This is a genomic window from Microbacterium sp. 13-71-7 (assembly GCF_002257455.1).
Lineage (GTDB): Bacteria > Actinomycetota > Actinomycetes > Actinomycetales > Microbacteriaceae > Microbacterium.
This window is the reverse complement of sequence record NZ_NCKN01000013.1, coordinates 1-20315: the sequence shown is the minus strand read 5'-3', so window position 1 is coordinate 20315 and position 20315 is coordinate 1. Positions and strand designations below refer to the sequence as shown.

Here is a 20315-nt window from a genome sequence, read left to right as displayed (position 1 = left end):
GGGGCGGGACAAAGAATAGCGGTGCCCGCCGACGCACCGGCGGGCACCGCGCAGGAGTCAGGCGACCTGCTGCAGACGGATCATGTTGCCGGCCGGATCGCGGAACGCGCAGTCGCGGATCCCATAGGGCTGGTCGATCGGCTCCTGGACGACGTCCGCGCCGCGCGCCTCGATCTCGGCGAATGCGGCATCCACGTTCTCGGTGGCGAGCACGATGCCGCCGAAGCTGCCCTTCGCCATGAGCTCCAGGATCGTGCGCCGCTCATCGTCATTGATGCCGGGATCCACCGCGGGGGGCGTGAGCACGATCGAGGTGTCCGGCTGGTTCGCCGGTCCGACCGTGAGCCAGCGCATCTGCTGGTAGCCGACGTCCTTGCGGAGCTCCCATCCGAGCACATCGCGATAGAAGCGGAGCGACTCCTCCGCGTCGGTGTGCGGCAGGAAGCTGGCGTTGATCATGATGTCCATGACCCTCACGCTACGCCGGAGGGTCGTGCGGGGCTTCTCGATTCCTGATCGGTCTCGTCGCCTGCTTCTCGATCCACGACGGGATGCCGGGACCCAGCCCGGGGTCGGCGCGATACCTGCTCGGCGAGACGCCCACGAGCTCCGAGAAGCGCGTGCTGAACGTGCCCAGCGATTGGAAGCCGACGGCGAAGCACGCCTCCGTCACGGAGACGTCTCCCCTGCGCAGCAGGGCCATCGCCCGCTCGATCCTGCGCGTCATCAGATAGGAGTACGGCGGCTCGCCGTACACGAGCTTGAACTGCCGGCTGAGGTGCCCGGCAGACATGTGCACGCCCGCCGCCAGCGCTTCGACGTCGAGCGGCTGCGCGTACTCGCGGTCGATGCGGTCGCGCACCTTCCGGAGGGCCGCGAGATCGCGCAGGCGATCGTCGTCGGCGGCCGAGTTCATGCCCCGATCCTCGCACGATGGACCAGGACACGGGCGATCAGTGCTCCTGACGCCGTCGCACCCGCGGTTGTACAGTGAGGGCATCCCCAACTCTCAGGGATTACTCAGAAAGGGCCATCCTCATGTCTGAAGCAGTTGCCGGAGCGAAGAGCCTCGTGAAGTCGCTTCGCGTGTTCCTCGCCGTCTCGGGCGTCATCGCCCTCATCGCGGGCCTCGTCATGCTGGTGTGGCCGGTCAAGACCGCCTTCGTCCTCACCGGCATCATCGCCGCCTATCTGATCGTCGCAGGAGTCGTCTACGTCGGGCTCGGCATCTTCAGTGCCGGAAAGTCCGGCTGGGCACGCCTGGGGCACATCCTGCTCGGCGTCCTCTACATCGTCGCCGGCGTCATCGCCTTCACGAACATCCAGACCGCCGCGGTCGCCTTCGCCCTCGTGACGGTGATCTTCATCGGCGTGAGCTGGATCTTCGACGGCGTCGTCTCGCTCAGCCTCATGGGCACCGACGGAACGAAGACCTGGACGCTGCTGTACGCGCTGCTCAGCATCATCGCCGGCATCGCGGTCATCAGCCTCGGGCTCGCCGCCGTGCCGTTCTTCTGGCTGTTCCTCGCGATCTCGCTCGTCGTGCTCGGCATCGCGCAGATCGTCCGCGCGATCACCATCGGCAAGGACGCGAAGGCCGCAGCCGCGGCCGCCGGTCTCTGAGACCGAGGCACACCCTGCACGAAGGCGGCCCGGAGCCTGTGAGCTCCGGGCCGCCTTCCGCGTGTTCGGGAGGTTACTCCGCGACGAAGCCGCTGACGTCGCCGATGAGTCGGGTGTGATCGGCCGGAACCGGCTCGACGGCGGCCTGAGCGACCTCGGCGGCGAACTCGGCGACGTTGTACAGGCGGCCTGCCGACTCGCGGCGCTGGGAGATCGCACCCGGGTTCGCCCGCTCCAGCAGCGTGGCGGTGATGGTGCCCTCGATCATATCGCCGGAGACGACGACGAACTCGACGCCCTGCTCCTCGATCGACGGGATCAGCTCGCGCAGGGCGTCCTCGCCCGCGCGCTTCGAGAGCGCGACCGGCTCGTACTCGGGCATGGTCGGCGTGGTGCGGATGAAGTGGGCCTGGTGGCTCGTGACGAACACGATGCGGCCGCCCTCGCGGAGGATCGGGAGCGCCGTCTTCAGGACGTCGACCTGGGCGTCGCGGTTGAGGCGCAGCGCGTAGTCCTCGCCCATGTTCGCCTCCATGCCGCCGGAGGCGTTGAGCACCAGGACGTCCAGGCCGCCGAATTCCGCCTTCACCGCGTCGAACATCTCGGTCACGGAGGCCGGGTCCGTCAGGTCGGCGCCGACCACGAGGGCGCGACGACCGAGTGCGCGGACCTCGTCCGCGAGCTTCTCGGCGCGAGGGGCCTTGTTGCGGAAGTTGATGACGACGTCGGCGCCGGCCTCGGCGAAGTACCGGATGGTGTCCGCGCCGATCCCACGGGAGGATCCGGTGACGAGGGCGACCTTGCCGGTCAGTGATTCGGCGGGAAGGATCTGAGACACGGAGACTCCTCGTGAGGGTGCGCACGCGGCGCGCGGGTGGGACCAGAACACCCTACCAATCCGCGTGATTCCGCGGCGCGTGACGCGGAGGCGGCGCGCGAACCGCGTGATAGGTTGGCAAAAAGAGGGGGCGGTATGGATACGATCCTGCAGATGTTCCAGGACTGGGCGTGGATCGGCTGGCTGGTCCTCATGGTCCTGTTCTTCGTCATCGAGATCTTCACTCTCGACATGACCTTCCTCATGCTCGGCCTGGGATCCGCCGTCGGCCTCCTCTCCACGCTGACCGGGTGGCCCGTCTGGGTGCAGGTGATCATCGCCGCCCTCGCCGCCGTGCTGCTCATCTTCGTGCTGCGCCCACCGCTGCTGCGGCGCCTGCACCGCGGCGAGGACCAGACGCGATCGAACGTCGACGCGCTGCTCGGCCTGCACGGCACCGTGCTGCTCGAGGTCACCACGCTCACCGGTCAGGTCAAGCTCAGCAACGGTGAGACCTGGACCGCCCGCCTCGCCGCCGACGCGCCCGTCATCGCGCCCCTCTCCCCCGGCGCCCCCGTGACGGTGGCGCGCATCGAAGGCGCCACCGCTTACGTCCGTTCCGCCCACGTCTAGGAGAAACAGGAGCAGCCCTTCATGGACAGTGCATCCTTCATCCCCACCGCCATCGGGTGGATCCTGGCGATCGCCGTCATCATCTTCGTGCTGGTGACGATCGCGCGATCGGTCAGGATCATCCCGCAGGCGACCGCCGGCGTCGTCGAGCGGCTCGGCAGGTACCACAAGACCCTGATGCCGGGTCTGAACCTGCTCGTGCCGTTCATCGACCGTCTGCGTCCGCTCATCGACATGCGCGAGCAGGTCGTCTCGTTCCCGCCGCAGCCCGTGATCACCGAGGACAACCTGGTGGTCTCGATCGACACCGTCGTCTACTTCCAGGTGACCGACGCCAGGGCCGCGACCTATGAGATCGCGAACTACCTCGGCGCCGTCGAGCAGCTCACCACGACCACGCTCCGCAACGTCGTCGGCGGACTGAACCTCGAAGAGGCGCTGACCAGCCGCGACAACATCAACGGGCAGCTGCGCGTCGTGCTGGACGAGGCGACCGGCAAGTGGGGCATCCGCGTCGGACGCGTGGAGCTCAAGGCCATCGACCCGCCCGTCTCCATCCAGGACTCGATGGAGAAGCAGATGCGCGCCGAGCGCGACCGTCGCGCCGCGATCCTGACGGCCGAGGGCACGAAGCAGTCGCAGATCCTCGAGGCGGAGGGTCAGCGGCAGGCGGAGATCCTCCGGGCCGAGGGTGAGAAGCAGGCAGCGGTGCTCCGCGCCCAGGGTGAGGCGGAGGCGATCCAGAACGTCTTCAACGCCATCCACCAGGGCCAGCCCGACGACAAGCTGCTCGCCTACCAGTACCTGCAGATGCTGCCGAAGATCAGCGAGAGCGCATCCAGCAAGCTCTGGATCATCCCGAGCGAGTTCACGGAGGCCCTGAAGAACTTCGGCGGCGCGTTCTCCCCGGGATCCGGCGGATCCACGCCCTTCACCCCGAAGGCGCCCACGACGCCCTCGGTGCCGACCACGCGCGCGGCCGCATCGGCCGCGGCCGTTCCCCCCGCGTCCGACGGCGTCGCGTGACGCACCCGTATTTCCAGGGCGCTTCGGCGCCGCGAGTCCTCGCTCACCGCGGCCTGGTGGGCGAGGACTCGTCTGTGTTCGACAACTCCGCGCTCGCCATCGCAGCCGCGGACGCGGCGGGTGCGGAGTACGTGGAGACCGATTGCCGGGCGACCGCCGACGGCGACGCCGTGCTGTTCCACGACGAGACCCTGCAGCGGCTGCTGGGCGATCCCCGGCCCGTCGCGGACGTGAGCACCGGCGAACTGGCGAGGCTCTTCGCCCCGCACGGCGGACTTCTCACGCTCGCCGAGGCTCTCGACTCGTTCCCGCTGCTGCGGTTCAACGTCGATGTGAAGGCGCCCGCGGCCGCGGAGGACGTGGGCCGCGCCGTCGCCGCGCACGGGCATCGGGTGCTCCTCACCAGCTTCGACGATCGCAACAGGCACGCGGCGCTGGCAGCCGCCGTACGAGCCGACGCGGATGTGCTGCCCGCCTCCTCCGGAGGAAAGAACGCGATCGCGATGCTGCGGCTCGCCTCCGCCCTCCGCCTGCGGGGCTGGGCACGGAGGATCCTGCGCGGGCTCGACGCCGTGCAGATCCCCGAGCGCTTCGGTCCTCTTCGCGTCTTCACGCCCTCGCTCGTCCGTGCGGCGCATGACGCCGGCGTCGAGGTGCACGTGTGGACGGTGAACGATCCCGAGCGGATGCGCGCCCTGGTCGCCGCCGGCGCGGACGGCGTCGTCACCGACCGCGCGGATCTGGCCATCCGGACTCTCTCCCCGCACTGAGATCCAGTCCCACCCGGACGAGGACCGAGTCCCGATCTGTCCACGACGCGGCTTCGGGCTGGGTATCGACTGTGAAAGCCTTCATGGTTTGCCCCCTTCGCATCTTCTGCACAGGCCGGGCCGATATACCTGAGGGCGACGAGAGGACCACACAATGGCAGATCGCAGCCTTAGAGGAATCCGGCTCGGCGCCCAGAGCCTTCAGAGCGAAGAGGGCGTCGTCTTCATGGAACGCCAGCAGAGCGTATACACCTGCGACTCCTGCGGCCACGTGACCACCCTGATGTTCGCGGCCGATGCCGAGCCGCCGACCACCTGGGAGTGCCGCGCGTGCGGCGCCGACGCCCGCCTCCAGATCGACGGCAAGCCCGTCGAGATCGCGGAGGACGGCGACAAGGCCGGACGCACCCACTGGGACATGCTTCTGGAGCGCCGTACCCGCGCCGAGCTCGAGGAGCTCCTGGAGGAGCGCCTCGCCTTCATCCGCGCCCGTCGCGGTGCGGGTGAGGACCCGACCCGCGAGCGGATCGGCGCCTAAGCCCCCGACCGGCCCTGTCGCACGCGGGCGAGAACACCCGCGATCGCGACGACGAGCAGCCCGCTCCACAGCAGGAACTGCTCCAGCCAGGGCCCGATGAGAACCCCCGCGGTCGCCCCGGTGTGCAGCTCGACATCCTCGAGCAGCGCACCGGGGCGATTCTCGTCCAGGGACGCCTGCGTGGACCCGTCCGGGCGGATCACCTGGCTGGTGCCGACGGTCGAGATGTTCACGACCGACCGGCCGGTCTCGACAGCGCGCATGCGGGCGATGCCGAGCTGCTGCAGGTTCTCCTCGGTGCCGCGGAAATCGGCGTTGTTGGTCTGGAAGACGAGCACCTGCGCGCCGGATCCGATGCCCTCCGCGATGAGATCGTCGTAGATCACGTCGAAGCAGATCGCGAGTCCCACCGGAGTGTCGCCGACGCGGACGACGGGGGCGTCCGTGCCCGGGGTGTACTCCCGTCCGATCAGGCCGATGAGATCGGGGACGATCGCGTTGTAGAAGGCCCGGTCCGGTACGTACTCGCCGAACGGCACCGGGTGGCGCTTGGCGTGCGTCTGCACGTCCTCCCGCGCCAGCGGCCGGTGGTTGTCGGCGGGCCACAGGAACGAGGTGTTGTAGAACAGCTCGCCCTTCTGCGTCGCCGCGTTCGCGAGGATCGGAGCGTTCACACGCGCGGAGATCCCGTCGAGCGCGTCGGCCAGCACCGGGTACTGGAACGGATCGTCGTCCAGACCGCCCTCCGGCCAGACCAGCAGATCCATGCGCTTACCGTACAGGGGTTCCGTAGCCGCGGCCTGCGCGGTCAGCACCGACAGCGGTTCGCGTTTGTCGAAGTACCCGGTCGGGCCGTTGCCCTGCACCGCTCCGATGCGCATCGAGCCGTTGGCCGTCGTCGGGAACGCGGGCAGGAACGCGAGCAGGGCGACGAGCGCCGTGGGCAGGACGAGGGCCACGGCCCTCGGGCGGCCTGGCGAGCGAACGAGCTCGACGAGCACCGCGACGAGGAGGACCATCAGGAAGCCCAGTCCGCTGATCCCGATCCAGCTCGTCACGCGCGCCGCCGAGGTGTCGGACAGCGTGTACGCGATGCGCGCCCACGGGAATCCGCCATACGGCCAGTTGCCGAGGAACAGCTCCCGGGCGACCCACAGTGCGGCGACGACGAGCGAGACCACGAGCGAGCGAGCGAGCCCCGGGCGCATGACCCGAGGGATCCATCGATATGCGACCGTCACGGGGATCAGGGCGACGGCGGTGAGCGCCCCCTCGAGCAGCCCGAGGGCGAGCCACGGGATCGGCCCCAGGTAGCGCGCCGTCCAGGACACGAGGACGAGGAAGAAGACGGCGCCGTACACGAAGCCCACCAGCAGCGCGGACCAGGTGCGTCGGCCGATCAGGGAGAGCAGCAGCAGCGCCACCGCGGGGAACGCCACGATCCAGATCGAGAGGGCAGGGAACGCCAGGTTCAGCAGCCCGCCCGCGGCGGCCGCAGCGATCAGCGCCGCCCACAGCGGGAGCACGGGACGGTTCCCGGATGTCGGGGCGCCGGCGTCGACGGGCGCGGTGAGGCGGGTCGTCACGGTCACATCGAGGAGTAGGCGACGATGCCGCGTCGGACGCCGTCGAGCGCGGTGCGGGCGGTGCGGGCGGTCTCCGCGTTCGGGGCGACGATCGAGAGCTGATCCAGCAGATCGATCGTCTGCTTCGCCCAGCGCACGAAGTCGCCCGCCGCCATGTCGGCGTCCTCCAGCACGGCGTCCAGCGCGCTGCCGCGCGCCCAGGCGTGCATCGCACCGGCGAGCCCGGCGGAGGGACGGTCGGATCCCGGCAGCCGGTTGTCGTGCTCGAGGTCGTCGAGTTCGGCCCAGAGCTCCTGCGTGCGCTCCCAGGCGATCCTGAACCGGCCTCGCGGCAGGTCCCGGGGGTCGATGGACCCGTCATCGCGTCGCGGCTCGTAGACGAGGGCGCACGCCATCGCGGCCAGGGACGGCGCGTCCAGTCCGTCCCACAGACCGCGGCGGAGCGATTCCGCGACGAGAAGGTCGCGCTCCCCGTAGATGCGCTGCATCGTGCGCCCCGCATCGGTGAGCGTCAGCGCGTCGCCGCTCCCCTGCACGTAGCCGACCTCGGTGAGCACATCGAGCACGCGGTCGAACACCCGGGCCACGGTACCGGTGCGGTTCTCGATCTGACGCCGCGTGCGGTCGGTCTCGCGCTTGAGCTTCCAGTACCGCTCGGCCCAGCGCGCGTGCTGCTCGCGATCGGGGCACCGGTGGCAGGCGTGGCGCTGCATCGCACGGCGGAGGGACTCGATCTGACGGAGCCGCTTCTCGCGCACCGCGCGCGGCGCCTGCTGATCGGTGCGGTTCCTCTTCTCCAGATCGCTGAGCTCGCGCCGGATCCCCGAGTACTCGGTGAAGTCGCCGCGGTCGCACGTCATCGACCCGAGGTAGCCCTCCAGCGACGCCTCGGCCTCGCGCACGGTGCGGGCCAGGCCCACGACGGCACGATCCGCCTGGAACTGCGCGAAGGACGACTCCAGCACCTCACGGGAGTGATTGCGACCGAAGCGGTCCAGCAGGTTCACCGCCATGTTGTACGTGGGCCGGAAGCTGGAGTTCAGCGGGTAGGTGCGCCGCGAGGCCAGCGCTGCGACGGCCTGGGGATCCATGCCCTCGGTCCACTGCACGACGGCGTGACCCTCGACGTCGATCCCGCGCCGGCCGGCACGTCCGGTGAGCTGGGTGTACTCCCCCGAGGTGATCGCGACGCGCGCCTCGCCGTTGAACTTCTCCATGCGCTCCAGCACCACGGTGCGCGCCGGCATGTTGATGCCCAGCGCGAGCGTCTCGGTCGCGAAGACGACCTTGAGCAGGCGCTGCTGGAACAGCTCCTCGACGATCTCCTTGAACGCGGGCAGCAGCCCGGCATGGTGCGCGGCGACGCCGCGCTCCAGGTTGTCCAGCCAGTCCCAGTAGCCGAGGACCGCCAGGTCCTCGTCGCGCAGCGTGCGCACGCGGTCCTCGACGATCGCGCGGATCTCGCGCCGCTCCTCCGCCGTGGTCAGCCGCAGCCCGGAGCGGCGCACCTGCTGCACCGCCGAGTCGCATCCCACCCGGCTGAAGATGAAGAAGATCGCCGGCAGCAGGTTCGCTCGGTCGAGCAGATCCACGACCTGAGGGCGATCGAGCCGCTCGATGCGTCGGACGTTGGCCGAGCGGACGGGGCGCTTGCCTCCCCGCTGCGGACGCCGCCCCTGCGCACCGGCGTGACGCGCACTGCGGTACTGCTGCGCATCGCGGTTGCGCTCGTAGTTGGCACCGCCGAACGAGCGGATCCGGAGCAGCTCCTGATTGACCTGCGCGGTGGCGATGCCGGCCCGGTCGTCGAACAGGGGCAGCAGATCGTCCCGCACGAGCACGTGCTGCTCGAGCGGCACGGGGCGCGTCTCGGAGACGATGACCTCGGTGCCGCCGCGAACCGTGTCCAGCCAGTCGCCGAACTCCTCCGCGTTCGACACCGTCGCGCTGAGCGCCACGAGCCGCACGCTCTGCGGGAGGTGGATGATGACCTCTTCCCACACGGCGCCGCGGAACCGGTCCGCGAGGTAGTGCACCTCGTCCATGATCACGTAACGGAGGTCGTCCAGAGCACGCGAATCCGCATAGATCATGTTGCGCAGCACCTCGGTGGTCATCACCACGATGCGCGCGGAGCCGTTGATGTTGACGTCTCCGGTGAGGAGTCCCACCTGGTCGGCCCCGTAGACGTCGACCAGCTCGCGGAACTTCTGGTTCGACAGCGCCTTCATCGGCGTCGTGTAGAACGCCTTGTCCGACGGGGTCGACATCGCCTGATGGATCGCGAACTCGCCGATGATCGTCTTGCCTGCGCCGGTGGGCGCGGCGACGAGCACGCTGCTTCCGCGTTCCAGGGCATGGCATCCCTCGATCTGGAACGGATCCAGCTGGAAGCGCTGCATCGCCGCGAACGACGTCGTGGCGGGGTGCTCCTGAGCGGCGCGGGCGGCGGCGTAACGATCCGCCGGTGAGGTCATACCGTGGGCTCCTCGAGGAACGCCTGCTGGCGCTTGTGCTTGCGCCTGTCGAAGAGCATCGACAGGCATGCCGCGGCGAAGTACAGCACGATGAGGATGCCCGCGAGCATCAGCATGCTCACCACATCGGCCGCAGGCGTCGCCAGAGCGGCGAACAGGCAGGCGATGAGGATCGCGATCCGCCACGCCTTCAGGATCGCCCGCCCCGACATGATGCCCGCGAAGTTCAACGCGACCAGGAACACCGGGATGATGAACGAGATGCCGATGACGAGCATCAGTTTGAAGACGAAGTCGTAGTAGTCCTGCGCGTTGTACAGATTCGCCGCGCCCTTGGGCGTGAAGCCCCACATGAGCTCGACGATGTGCGGCATGACCAGGACGCCCACGTAGCAGCCGGCGAAGAACAGCGGCACCGCGGAGGCGACGAACCCCACCGTGTAGCGGATCTCCTTCTTCGTGAGTCCGGGCATGATGAACGCCCAGATCTGCCAGAGCCAGACGGGCGCGGACAGGAAGATCCCGATCGAGAACGCGATCCGCATGCGCATGTCGAACGCGGCGGTCACCGTGCCGAAGTTCAGCGCGGCGAAATTGTCACCGCGCTCCTTCGCGACCTGCCGGATCGGCTCTGTCACGAAGTTGATGATCGGATCCGTCACGAGGAACGCGACGATCATGCCGACGAGAAGAGCAGCGGCCGCGATGACCAACCGCTTCCTCAGCTCGACGAGGTGCCCCGCGAGGGGCATGGTGCTGTCGCGACGCGGCTTCCGCCCCTTCGTCGCCGGTGACGCGTCGGTCACGCCCGTCAGCGCTGGGTACCGGCGTCGTGCGGCGGGTTGACAGCGGTGGTGTCGGCGGCGTTCGGCGCGGCGGTCGGAAGCGCGGTGGTGGCAGGCGCCTGCGTCGACGCCGTGGTGGTCGCGTCCGTCGCAGCGGCTGCGGCGTCTTCGTCCTTCATGGCCTTCATCTCACCCTTGAAGACGCGTGCCGACTGGCCCATGCTCTTCGCGAGCGCGGGGAGCTTGGCCGCGCCGAACAACAGCAGGATGACGGCGAGGATGATGACCAGATGCCATCCGTTGAGTCCGGCGAACATGATGATCTCCCTTGATGGATCGGGTGTTGCGCCACAGTCTACCGTGACTGTGGGGTGGTTTGTTCGGAGTACAGCGCAAGTGCGGCGATCGCCCATTCACGAGCGGCGGATCGCGCCGACGCGGGCTCCAGGATCTCCACCGCGCCGCCGAAGCGAGCGGCCAGCCGCTTGAGGCTGAGCGGATCCCCCACGTGAAGCGTAGCGGTCATGGAGCCGTTCTCCACGCCGACCTCGGCGCGGCGCAGGTAGTCGCGCAGCAGCGGGGCCAGACGCTCCGGAAAGCGGATCACCGCCTCGTCGCGCTCCTCGTTGCCGGCGAACAGTTCCGGAACGGGCTCGTCTCCGTGCGTGATCGGGATCTCGGTGAGCCGCGGCTCGCTCACGCGATCGAGATGGAATGTGCGCATCGCGCGGCGCAGGTGGCACCAGCCCTGCAGATACCACTGCCCGTTGGTGATCAGCACCGTCACGGGGTCCACGGTGCGCGTCGTCGGCGCCGAGTCGGGCGCGCGATACGTGAAGGACACCGCGACGTGCTCCTGCAGGGCGGTCGCGACCACGGTGCGGACCTCGTCGACCGGGCCCGGCGCCACGATGACATCGGCGGGCAGGCCGGCGGCTCCGCGGGACAGCTTCGCGATGAGCCCCTGAACCACGCCGGAATCGGCCACGCCCGGCACCGCCGAGGCCAGCTGCAGACCGGCGACCAGCGCCGCGGCTTCACGCGCGGTGAACTTGGGCACGCGTCGCAGCCCGACGTCGTTCGTGATCTCGATGATGCCCTGCTCGTCGAGCAGGTCCCAGTTGATGTCGAACAGTTCCTGCGGCGCCTGCCAGTAGCCCTCGTCACCGGGCAGTCCGATCACGGTGAGCTTCTCGACCATGGCCCGCATCTGCGGCTCGGTCATGTCGAACTCCGCCGCGGCCTCGGCCAGCGACACCTCGCCGCGCTCGAGCAGGTACGGCACGAGTGTGAGGTAGGCCCGGACGCGATCCGAGCTCAGCAGAGGTCTGCGCTGCGCCATCATGCCCCGCCCTTCCCGTCGGCGTGCGCCGCGGCCGCAGCACGCAGGCGCACGATCACCGCGTCGCGCAGCACGGCGGGTTCCACCACGCGCACCTCAGGCCCATAGGAGGCCAGCTCGTCCGCGAGGATGTGCAGATCCACGTACGGCACGCGGATGCCCTGCAGCGCGGGTTCCGCACGACGACCCAGGCGCAGCGCCGCCTCGGTGCCAGGCGTGATCTCGAGCAGGGCGGAGTGCGCGGCGGCGACCGCCTCCAGGCTCGCGAGCGCCCGCTCCCCCGCGCCTTCGCGCAGTTCTGAAGGGAAGGCGTCGTTCGTGACCTCCACCTCGCCCACGATGCGCGTGAGCAGGAACATGCGGTCGCCCTCGGCATCGACGTCGCGTCCGAAGACGTGCCAGCGCGCCTCGTACTCGACGAGCGCGAGCGGCTGCACGCGCCGCCGGCGGGGCGCCTGCTCGCCCGGCTTCAGGTAGTCGAAGACCACGATCACGCTGCGCTCGATCGCACCCTGCAGCGGGGCGAAAGCGGCGTCGCGGGCCGTGATCCGCGGCGCGAAGCCGATGATCGGCTCGTCCACGTCGATTCCCAGCGCCCGGATCTTGCGGACCCCCGCCTGGGCGTCGGCGGACAGCGATTCCTCGCTCCACACGCTCCCCGCGAGACGCAGGACCGCGAGCTCGGCGGGCGTGAACTCGATGTCGACCGGCAGGTCGTATTCCGCCTTGGGAATACGGTAGCGGGCCTCGCGCAGGTCGTTGGGGTCGGCGTGGTCGCCCAGCGTCTCGATGGGGATGCCGAGCGCGCGCAGCTCGTCCTTGTCCCGCTCGAACATCTTGTCGAGCGCGTCGGCCCTGCCCTCCGCGCGCTGGCGGTAGCCCGAGACGGAGGCGAGGATCTGCTGCTTGGTCAGGCCGATCTCCGTGGCCATGAGCGCCACGACGAGATTCGTCAGGCGCTCCTCCGCGGGGATCCGTTCCGCCATCTACTGCCCCGTCGCGGGGGAATCGTCGATCCCGAGGATGTCGACGACGATCGCCTGCGTGCCGTTGCCGTCCGAGCCCGTGCTCTGGCCGCCGGCCGCCGGCGGGACGACCAGGAGCACCTGCGAGCCGACGGTCTGACCCTCGATCCCGGCCGCGCCGGAGATCACGGCGGACTGCGAGTCCCACGTGCTGTTGACGACCTTGCGGGTGTCCCAGTCCACGCTCGTGAACTGCACGCGGACGCCGTCGGTCTTCTTCACCTTCGGGCCGTCGCCGCGGATGAGCGTCTGCACCACCTGCTTGGTGGGCTTCTTCGCATCCGGGATGATGACGCCGGGGCGGCCGTCGGGAGCGCGGACGACGGTCGGCAGCCCGAGCGCGTCGTTGTACTCCAGGGAGCCCTCGGCGTGCGGCAGGAACACCGTGCGCACGTCCACGACGCCGACCGCTGCCCCCTTCGCGGCGGTCCCCGCCGGGAAGCCGATGAGCAGGCGGGAGCCTGCCGTGGCGCACTCCAGCGCATCGCCGAGCACCTTCGCCTGCGCAGCCAGCGTGTTCACGTCCGCGACCGCGGTCGTGCCGTCGAAGCCGGTCGCACCGATCCGCTGCCCCGACTGCGCGTCGTAGAGCGCGATGTCGGCGACGAAGGGCTGGTTCTTCGTGGTGATCGCCGTGCCGGTGCCGTGGATGAGGTCGTCGACGCTCGCCTTCTGCACCTTCGTCGGCAGCGACAGGGTGACCGACGGCTCCTTGCCGAAGTCGCCCTTCACCGTCACGGAGTCCGCGAGCGCGGAGGAGGTCGGCCTCTCGGAGCAGGCCTGTCCCGCGAAGGACGGACCAGCGGAGCAGCCGGCCAGCGCGAGGGCGGCGAGGCCGAGGGTGATCAGAGCAGCGGCAGTCTTACGCACGCGCTCCAGTCTATGCGGACGGATCCGCGCTCCCTGCCGCATCCTCATCCGCGTCGCCCGAAGCGGCCAGTCGTGCGCCGCCCGCCGCCCGCTGGGCCTCGCGGACGCGCTTGCGCAGATTCTTGTCGGTGATCTCGCGATCGCCCACGGCGCCGGGGGTCCACAGCTCCACATCCTCGTCGCCGTAGGTCGGCTTCTTGGCGGCGCGACGCTTCACATCCGGCGGGATGGCGCCCGGCGCGAGCCGGCGCGCGGTGATCAGGAAGCCCGTGTGCGCGACCATGCGGTGATCGGGGCGCACGGCCAGACCCTCGACGTGCCAGCCCCGGACCATCGTCTCGGACGCCTCGGGCTCGGTGAACAGCCCCGTCGCGCGCACGTACTCCGCGACGCGGGACAGCTGGGTCGCGGTCGCGATGTAGCAGAGCACCACGCCGCCGGGCGCAAGGGCCTCGGCTACGGCGTCGATGCACTCCCAGGGCGCGAGCATGTCCAGCACGACGCGGTCGACGGTACCGGCGGCGAACTCCGTGGACAGCTGCTCCTGGAGATCGCCCACGACGATGTTCCACGTCTCGGGCAGCTCGCCGAGGAACGTCTCCACATTCGCGCGGGCTACCTCGGCGAAGTCGTCACGGCGCTCGAAGGACACCAGGCGTCCGGCGGGCCCGATCGCCCGCAGCAGCGAGAGCGACAGCGCGCCGGACCCGACGCCGGCCTCGACGACCGTCGCGCCGGGGAAGATGTCGGCCTGGGTGAGGATCTGCGCTGCATCCTTCGGGTACACGATGGCGGCACCGCGCGGCATCGACATCACGAAGTCGCGCAGCAGCGGGCGCAGCGCCAGGTACTCGTTCCCGGAACTGTTCGCCACGACGGATCCGTCGGGCAACCCGATCAGGTCGCGGTGGCGGAGAACGCCGTGGTGGGTGTGGAGCTCGCCGTCCTCGCGCAGCGTCACGGTGTGCATCCGGCCCTTGGGGCCGGTCAGCTGCACGCGGTCGCCCTCGCGGAACGGACCGCTGGGTCGCTGTGCGCTCACAGGGTGGCCTCCGCCCTGGCGGCGCGGATGCGGGTGTACTCGGCGGCGAGGTCATCGACGCCTCGTCCGGCGAGCGAGTCCCAGAGGACGTCCGCGTCGAGGCCGTCGAGGGCGACCATGTGCGGCACGCCGATCGCGACGGCGCGGGCCGACACGGCGGCCTGCAGTCCGGTCCGCGAGTCCTCGAGGGCCACGGTGTCGGCGATGTCGATGCCGAGGGCGTCGGCCGCCTGCAGGTACGGATCGGGGAAGGGCTTGGGCCTTTCGACGTCGTCTCCGCCGACGATGACGTCGAAGGCGTCGAAGCCGATCAGCGAGACGATGTCCTCGGCCATGCGCCGCAGCGACATGGTGACAAGGGCGGTGCGGATGCCCGTCTCGCGCAGTTCGCGCAGCAGTTCCCTCGCACCGGGACGGAACGGGACGCCGTCCTGCTGAAGACGCACGCGCACGCGCTCGGTGAGCTCGTCGACGATCTCCTGGGCGCCCATCCTCACGCCGGCGCCCTGCAGGATGACCGCGCTGTCGATCAGGCCCTTGCCGACCAGCTGCAGAGCCTGGTCGTGCGTCCACGTTCCACCGAAGGACTCGATGAGCTCGGTCTCGGCGTCCATCCAGTACGGTTCGGTGTCGACAAGGGTTCCGTCCATGTCCCAGAGGACCGCGCGAGGATGCTGATTCACTCCCCCATCGTACCGGCGGCCCGCGCCCGCGACGGTGGCGGGGACTAGCCTGGACGGAACACACGGCGCAGGTCGCCGCAGGAAGGAACACTGTGCAGGTACTCGGGACCCGGATCATCGTCGCCGCCTTCGACGGCTGGAACGACGCCGGTGAGGCCGCGTCCGCCGCCGCCGAGCAGATCGACGACGGCGGATTCGACGTCGTGCACGCCGCGGACCCGGAACTGTACTTCGACTACCAGTGGGCGCGGCCGACCCTCGAACGCGACGAGGAGGGCAACCGCAGTCTGCGCTGGCCCTCGGCGCGGATGCTGCGGCCGACCGCACCTTCCGACGGCACCGAGCCGCGGCTGTGGCTGCTGACGGGCACCGAGCCCGCGCGCGCCTGGCAGGCCTTCAGCGCCGAGTTCATCGACGCCGCCCTGAGCGAGGACATCACGGGATTCGTCACGCTCGGCGCGATGCTCTCGGACGTGCCGCACACGCGGCCGATCTCGATCTTCGCGTCGAGCGAGAACGCCGAGGTCCGCGAGGCGCTCGGCATCGAGCGCTCCACGTACGAGGGCCCGATCGGAATACTCTCCGCGCTCGAGCATGCGGCGGAGCAGGCGGGGATCCCTGCACTGTCGCTCTGGGCCAACGTGCCGCACTACGTGCAGACCGGCGGTTCCTCGCCCAAGGCGACGCTCGCCCTGCTCGACCGGCTGCACGAGGTGACCGGTGTCGACGTCCCGCGCGGGCAGCTCGCCACCGAGGCCGCCATGTGGGAGGCGACGATCGACGCGGCCGCCGCGGAGGACGAGGAGATGGCCGCCTACATCGCGCAGCTCGAGACGAAGCGAGACACCTGGGATTCGCCCGACGCCTCGGGCGAGGCCATCGCCCAGGCCTTCGAGCGGTTCTTCCGCCGCAACGGCGAGGGCCCGGGCGAGCACAAGCGCTGAGCCGCGCTCCCCCGGGATCCGGCCGGAACGGTCCGCAGGCGCGCCGTCAGGGCTTGATCACACCGAGCGCCAGCAGGACGATGAGGGCGATGCCGAGCAGGATCCGGTAGACGACGAACGGCAGGAAGCTGCGCTGCGAGATCCAGCGCATGAAGAAGGCGATCACGCCGAGGCCCACGACGAAGGCGATGCCGGTCGCGGCGAGGGTCTCGCCGGCGGAGAACACGCTCGGCTCTCCGATGCTCTTGACCGCCTGATACACGCCGGATCCGAAGACCGCGGGGATCGCCAGCAGGAACGCGTAGCGGGCGGCCGCCTCGCGCTCGTACCCGAGCAGCAGGCCGGCCGTGATGGTGCCGCCGGAGCGGGAGACGCCGGGGATCAGCGCGAGAGACTGGGCGAGGCCGTAGACGATGCCGTGGCCGAGGGTGAGGTCCTTGAGTTTGCGACGCCGGGCCCCGATCGCGTCCGCGACCCCGAGCAGCACGCCGAAGACGATCAGCATGATCGCGACGAGCCACAGCGAACGGAACACGGTCTCGATCTGGTCCTTGAAGACGAGACCCAGCACCACGATCGGGATGCTGCCGATGATGATCAGCCATCCCATCCTGGCGTCGGGGTCGTTGCGCGGGATCCGGCCGATCAGGGCCGCCCACCACGCCCCGACGATCCGCACGATGTCGCGCCAGAAGAACACCACGACGGCCGCCTCCGTGCCGATCTGGGTGATGGCGGTGAACGCGGCACCGGGATCCTGCGCGCTCGGCAGGAAGGCGCCGACGATGCGGAGGTGCGCGCTGGAGGAGATGGGCAGGAACTCGGTGAGTCCCTGCACGATCCCCAGGAAGATGGCTTCGAGAAGGTGCATGGATCGCTTTCGCGTCGTGCGCAGGCTCGCGCGGTTCGGTCGGTCGGTGGGCGGTCAGGCGATCCGGAGCGGACGCTCAGTAGGTCCGCAGGAGGTCGGTGAGCACGCGCTGCCCGAACACCAGGGACTCGATGGGCACCCGCTCGTCCACGCCGTGGAACATGCCGGTGAAGTCGAGATCGGCCGGCAGCTTCAGCGGCGCGAAGCCGTAGCCGGTGATGCCCAGGAAGGCGAGCGCCTTGTTGTCGGTGCCCGCACCGAGCAGGTACGGGATGACGGGTACTCCGGGATCGTGGCGTTCGAGCGCCGCGACCATGGCGTCGACGAGGGGGCCCGCGAACGGCGTCTCCATGCCGATGTCCTGCACGACCATCTCGATCTCGACGTCGTCGCCGACGAGGGCGCGCAGCTGCGCGAGCACGTCCTCCTCCTGGCCGGGGATCACGCGCACGTCGATGAGCGCCTCGGCGCGCTCGGGGATCACGTTGTGCTTGTAGCCGGCCTGCAGCACGGTCGGGTTCGTCGTCGTACGCAGCGTGGACCGCAGGAACGCCTCCGCCGGGCCGGCGGTCGCGGCGAGGGCGTCGGGGTCGTCCACCGGGAGACCCGTGAGGGCGCTCATCCGATCGAGGAATTCGCGGGTCGTGTCGGTCAGCTGGATCGGCCAGGCCGTGCGTCCGATCGCCGCCACGGCTTCGGCGAGCCGCGTGACGGCGTTCTCGGGATGGAACCGGCTGCCGTGGCCCGCCCGCCCCTTCGCGATGAGGCGGATCCACATGAGCGCCTTCTCCCCCACCTGCAGGAGGTAGGCGCTCTGGTCTCCGACCGGGATCGAGTAGCCGCCGACCTCGCTGATGGCCTCGGTCGCGCCGGCGAACCACTCCGGGCGGTTCTGCACGACGAGGGCCGAGCCCTCGACGCCGCCGTTCTCCTCATCGGCGAAGAAGGCGAGGATCAGGTCCCGCTCGGGCTGCTCCCCCGCCCGCAGGATCTCCGCCACCGAGGTGAGGATCATGGCGTTCATGTTCTTCATGTCGACCGCGCCGCGACCCCAGAGCATGCCGTCCCGCACGACGCCGGCGAACGGATCCACCTGCCAGTCGCCCGCCATCGCGGGGACGACGTCGAGATGGCCGTGCACGACGAGCGCCGGCTTGTCCCTGTTCCGCCCCTCCACGCGCGCCATGACGTTCGTGCGCCGCGGGATCGGCTCGTAGTACTCCGGCTGGAGGCCGAGCGCCTCCAGGTAGGCGCCCACGTACTCCGCGGCCTCCCGTTCGCCCTTCGCGTCACCACCGCCGAAGTTGGAGGTGTCGAAACGGATGAGGTCGGCGGCGATCCGCGCGACCTCGGGAAGTTCGGCATCGGGCTGGGGCATGCCCCCAGGCTATCGAACGGCCGGGCCCGTTCCGGAGGTCCGGGACTCCGGCCGACATCGGCGACGCGCCCGACATGCACCGCGGTTCGAGGGGTCCCGCGGAACGTGATAGTGTCATTCTTCGGTTGGGAACAGCCGAAAACACCAGCGCGGGTGGCGGAATAGGTAGACGCGCTAGCTTGAGGTGCTAGTGCCCGAATAGGGCGTGGGGGTTCAAGTCCCCCCTCGCGCACGCTGGTGAGAAGGCCCGGATCGGAAGATCCGGGCCTTCTTCGTTTCTGTCCACCGGGCGGCCGCCCGCACCGATGCCCCGATGCGGCGGAGAGCCGGGATCCACGACCCCGGCTCTCCGTGTCTCTGCGCGCCTCAGCCCACGCTGACGTTGAACAGCAGCCCGAGCGCGTAGGTGACGGCTGCCGCACCGAAACCGATCGCCAGCTGACGCAGACCGCGGCGCAGCGGCGGGCCGCCGGAGAGCACACCCACGGTCGCTCCGGTGCCGAGCAGCGCGATGCCGACGAGCGCGAGGGCCACCAGCACCGCGGGAAGGCCCTGCATGCCGAAGATCCACGGCAGTACCGGCACGATCGCCCCGGAGGCGAACAGCAGGAAGCTCGAGATCGCCGCGGGCCACGCGTTCCCGATGATCTCATGCTCGTCGCCGGCGTCGGTCGGCACGCGCAGCGGGCCGGTCGCGCGCTGCGCGAGCCCGGCCTTCGCGGCGCTCACGACCCGGCGGGCGCGCTGCAGCGACTCGTCCGCATCCATGCCTCTGGCTCGGTAGACGAGCGCGAGCTCGTTCTCGTCCAGGTCGAGGTCGCTCGCGGTGGCGTCGCCGTGCCCGTTCTCCTCAGTCGCCTCGAGCAGCTCGCGCTGGGAACGGACGGACACGAACTCGCCCGCCCCCATCGACAGGGCGCCGGCGAGCAGTCCCGCGAAGCCGCTGAACAGGACCAGGCTGCTGCTCGCACCCGTGGCCCCGATGCCCAGCACGAGCGCCAGGTTGCTCACGAGGCCGTCGTTCGCCCCGAAGACCGCCGCCCGGAACGAGCCGGACAGCTGGCGCCGACCGCGGGCGGCGAGGCCGCGGACGACCTCGAAATGCACCTTCTCGTCGGCGCGCATGGCCGGGGTGGCGTAGACCTCGGCATCGTACGGGGACCGCGCCTCCGCGCTCTGGGCGAGCGCGAGCACGAAGATGGATCCGAAGCGCCCGGCCATCCACCCGAGGGTCCGCGTGCGCAGACCCGGTCGCGGAAGCCGGTGGGGTTCTCCGCCGAGCAGCGCGAGCCAGTGCGCCTCGTGGCGCCCCTCTGCGGCGGCGAGCTCGAGCAGGATCTCCCGCTCCTCGCCCTCACGGCGCTGGGCGAGCTGCTGGTAGACATGGGCCTCGGCGCGCTCCTCGACGAGGTAGCGCGCCCAGCGGCGGCGGTCGGCCGCGGTGGGTTCGGAGTGAGCGGTTTCAGGCGTGTTCATGACGTCCTTCATGGATCGAGGCAACCGCTCCACGCTATCGACGCGAAGCCCTGGGATCCGCGTCAGGACGCGGATTGACAGCATTTCGGGGATCCGAACCAGGCGCTTCCGGGCGCGTCCCCGCGGTGCCGGCGGAGCCGGGGGCTCAGGCCCGCACGCGCCGCCGGAGCAGGTCGATCCGCGACTGCAGCTGGGTCACCGTGGCCTGGGCCACCGCCGGACCGCCGCAGAGCCGTCGCAACTCCGCGTGCACGGCGCCGTGCGGCTCGCCGGTCTGGCGCGCATAGACGCCGACGAGGCTGTTGAGCAGCTGCCGCTGTTCGCGCAGGGTGCGGTGCAGAGGCTCTGGCAGCGTCGTGGTCTGAGCCGGAGTGGCGGCCTCACGCGCCTCCCGCAATCGGGACTGCCGGGACTGGCGCTGCATGAGCA

At 70.0% G+C, this 20315-nt stretch carries 21 protein-coding genes, 1 tRNA gene and 1 pseudogene; 7 read left to right on the top strand and 16 right to left on the bottom strand.

Features of this window, described 5'->3' with window-relative positions; genetic code table 11:
- Positions 1 to 57: 57 nt before the first annotated feature.
- On the bottom strand, positions 58 to 468 hold the full coding sequence (locus B7X32_RS02395; RefSeq protein ID WP_292715498.1) for a VOC family protein: 411 nt from the start codon (positions 466 to 468) through the stop codon (positions 58 to 60).
- Between the two features lie 10 nt (positions 469 to 478).
- Complete coding sequence (locus tag B7X32_RS02390; protein ID WP_292715495.1) at positions 479 to 916, bottom strand: helix-turn-helix transcriptional regulator; 438 nt, start codon at positions 914 to 916, stop codon at positions 479 to 481.
- A 122-nt stretch (positions 917 to 1038) separates the two neighbouring features.
- Here B7X32_RS02390 and B7X32_RS02385 point away from each other — a divergent pair, with 122 nt between their 5' ends.
- A complete protein-coding gene (locus tag B7X32_RS02385) occupies positions 1039 to 1623 on the top strand; it encodes a DUF308 domain-containing protein (RefSeq protein ID WP_292715492.1) in 585 nt (194 codons plus the stop codon).
- Between the two features lie 73 nt (positions 1624 to 1696).
- Here the strand turns inward: B7X32_RS02385 and B7X32_RS02380 are convergent, their stop codons facing one another.
- Entirely contained in the window at positions 1697 to 2461 is a 765-nt protein-coding gene (locus B7X32_RS02380) for an SDR family oxidoreductase (RefSeq protein WP_292715490.1), read from the bottom strand.
- Between the two features lie 135 nt (positions 2462 to 2596).
- Here B7X32_RS02380 and B7X32_RS02375 point away from each other — a divergent pair, with 135 nt between their 5' ends.
- The 4 genes from B7X32_RS02375 to B7X32_RS02360 all read left to right on the top strand — a co-directional run bounded on the left by B7X32_RS02375 (position 2597) and on the right by B7X32_RS02360 (position 5407).
- Complete coding sequence (locus tag B7X32_RS02375) at positions 2597 to 3073, top strand: NfeD family protein (RefSeq protein ID WP_292715487.1); 477 nt, start codon at positions 2597 to 2599, stop codon at positions 3071 to 3073.
- A gap of 21 nt (positions 3074 to 3094) precedes the next feature.
- Positions 3095 to 4099, top strand: coding sequence for an SPFH domain-containing protein (locus B7X32_RS02370; protein WP_292715485.1), 1005 nt, complete (start codon positions 3095 to 3097; stop codon positions 4097 to 4099).
- Positions 4096 to 4869: a glycerophosphodiester phosphodiesterase family protein gene (locus B7X32_RS02365; RefSeq protein WP_292715482.1), complete on the top strand. Its 774-nt coding sequence runs from the start codon at positions 4096 to 4098 to the stop codon at positions 4867 to 4869. The genes B7X32_RS02370 and B7X32_RS02365 overlap by 4 nt, the downstream gene beginning before the upstream one ends.
- Before the next feature lie 154 nt (positions 4870 to 5023).
- Positions 5024 to 5407: an RNA polymerase-binding protein RbpA gene (locus B7X32_RS02360; RefSeq protein WP_292715479.1), complete on the top strand. Its 384-nt coding sequence runs from the start codon at positions 5024 to 5026 to the stop codon at positions 5405 to 5407.
- On the opposite strand, the gene lnt is transcribed toward B7X32_RS02360, so the two are convergent.
- The 9 genes from lnt to B7X32_RS02315 are packed head-to-tail and all read right to left on the bottom strand — an operon-like array spanning position 5404 to position 15217.
- Positions 5404 to 6999, bottom strand: coding sequence for an apolipoprotein N-acyltransferase (gene lnt / locus B7X32_RS02355; protein ID WP_292715476.1), 1596 nt, complete (start codon positions 6997 to 6999; stop codon positions 5404 to 5406). The two genes, B7X32_RS02360 and lnt, sit on opposite strands and share 4 nt — an antisense overlap.
- Positions 6996 to 9470, bottom strand: a complete 2475-nt coding sequence (locus B7X32_RS02350; protein WP_292715472.1) for a DEAD/DEAH box helicase — start codon at positions 9468 to 9470, stop codon at positions 6996 to 6998. Before B7X32_RS02350 ends, lnt begins: the two co-directional genes overlap by 4 nt.
- A complete protein-coding gene (gene tatC / locus B7X32_RS02345) occupies positions 9467 to 10222 on the bottom strand; it encodes a twin-arginine translocase subunit TatC (RefSeq protein WP_292715535.1) in 756 nt (251 codons plus the stop codon). The genes B7X32_RS02350 and tatC overlap by 4 nt, the downstream gene beginning before the upstream one ends.
- 59 nt (positions 10223 to 10281) lie before the next feature.
- Positions 10282 to 10572 carry a Sec-independent protein translocase subunit TatA gene (gene tatA, locus B7X32_RS02340; protein ID WP_292715469.1) on the bottom strand — a complete coding sequence of 97 codons (291 nt, stop codon included), beginning with the start codon at positions 10570 to 10572 and terminating at the stop codon, positions 10282 to 10284.
- A gap of 38 nt (positions 10573 to 10610) precedes the next feature.
- Positions 10611 to 11600 (bottom strand): WYL domain-containing protein, encoded by a 990-nt coding sequence (locus tag B7X32_RS02335; protein ID WP_292715466.1) that lies wholly within the window; start codon positions 11598 to 11600, stop codon positions 10611 to 10613.
- Positions 11597 to 12583 (bottom strand): WYL domain-containing protein, encoded by a 987-nt coding sequence (locus B7X32_RS02330; RefSeq protein ID WP_292715463.1) that lies wholly within the window; start codon positions 12581 to 12583, stop codon positions 11597 to 11599. Before B7X32_RS02330 ends, B7X32_RS02335 begins: the two co-directional genes overlap by 4 nt.
- Positions 12584 to 13492, bottom strand: coding sequence for a hypothetical protein (locus B7X32_RS02325; RefSeq protein ID WP_292715460.1), 909 nt, complete (start codon positions 13490 to 13492; stop codon positions 12584 to 12586).
- A 10-nt stretch (positions 13493 to 13502) separates the two neighbouring features.
- Positions 13503 to 14534 (bottom strand): tRNA (adenine-N1)-methyltransferase, encoded by a 1032-nt coding sequence (locus tag B7X32_RS02320; RefSeq protein ID WP_292715457.1) that lies wholly within the window; start codon positions 14532 to 14534, stop codon positions 13503 to 13505.
- Positions 14531 to 15217: an HAD family phosphatase gene (locus tag B7X32_RS02315; protein ID WP_292715455.1), complete on the bottom strand. Its 687-nt coding sequence runs from the start codon at positions 15215 to 15217 to the stop codon at positions 14531 to 14533. The genes B7X32_RS02320 and B7X32_RS02315 overlap by 4 nt, the downstream gene beginning before the upstream one ends.
- Positions 15218 to 15309: 92 nt before the next feature.
- On the opposite strand from B7X32_RS02315, the gene B7X32_RS02310 reads away from it, so the two are divergent.
- Positions 15310 to 16161 carry a PAC2 family protein gene (locus B7X32_RS02310; protein ID WP_292715452.1) on the top strand — a complete coding sequence of 284 codons (852 nt, stop codon included), beginning with the start codon at positions 15310 to 15312 and terminating at the stop codon, positions 16159 to 16161.
- A 46-nt stretch (positions 16162 to 16207) separates the two neighbouring features.
- Here B7X32_RS02310 and B7X32_RS02305 read toward each other — a convergent pair whose 3' ends face one another.
- Positions 16208 to 17032 carry an undecaprenyl-diphosphate phosphatase gene (locus B7X32_RS02305; protein WP_292715450.1) on the bottom strand — a complete coding sequence of 275 codons (825 nt, stop codon included), beginning with the start codon at positions 17030 to 17032 and terminating at the stop codon, positions 16208 to 16210.
- A 76-nt stretch (positions 17033 to 17108) separates the two neighbouring features.
- The gene (locus B7X32_RS02300) at positions 17109 to 18410 is read right to left on the bottom strand and encodes a M20/M25/M40 family metallo-hydrolase (protein WP_292715447.1); all 1302 of its coding nucleotides are present in this window, start codon (positions 18408 to 18410) and stop codon (positions 17109 to 17111) included.
- Between the two features lie 147 nt (positions 18411 to 18557).
- On the opposite strand from B7X32_RS02300, the gene B7X32_RS02295 reads away from it, so the two are divergent.
- Positions 18558 to 18642, top strand: a tRNA-Leu gene (locus tag B7X32_RS02295).
- A 134-nt stretch (positions 18643 to 18776) separates the two neighbouring features.
- Here B7X32_RS02295 and B7X32_RS02290 read toward each other — a convergent pair.
- Both B7X32_RS02290 and B7X32_RS02285 read right to left on the bottom strand, forming a co-directional pair.
- A complete protein-coding gene (locus tag B7X32_RS02290; RefSeq protein WP_292715444.1) occupies positions 18777 to 19886 on the bottom strand; it encodes a VIT1/CCC1 transporter family protein in 1110 nt (369 codons plus the stop codon).
- 145 nt (positions 19887 to 20031) lie between these two features.
- Positions 20032 to 20315, bottom strand: a pseudogene (locus B7X32_RS02285) (ATP-dependent helicase); the annotation flags it as partial.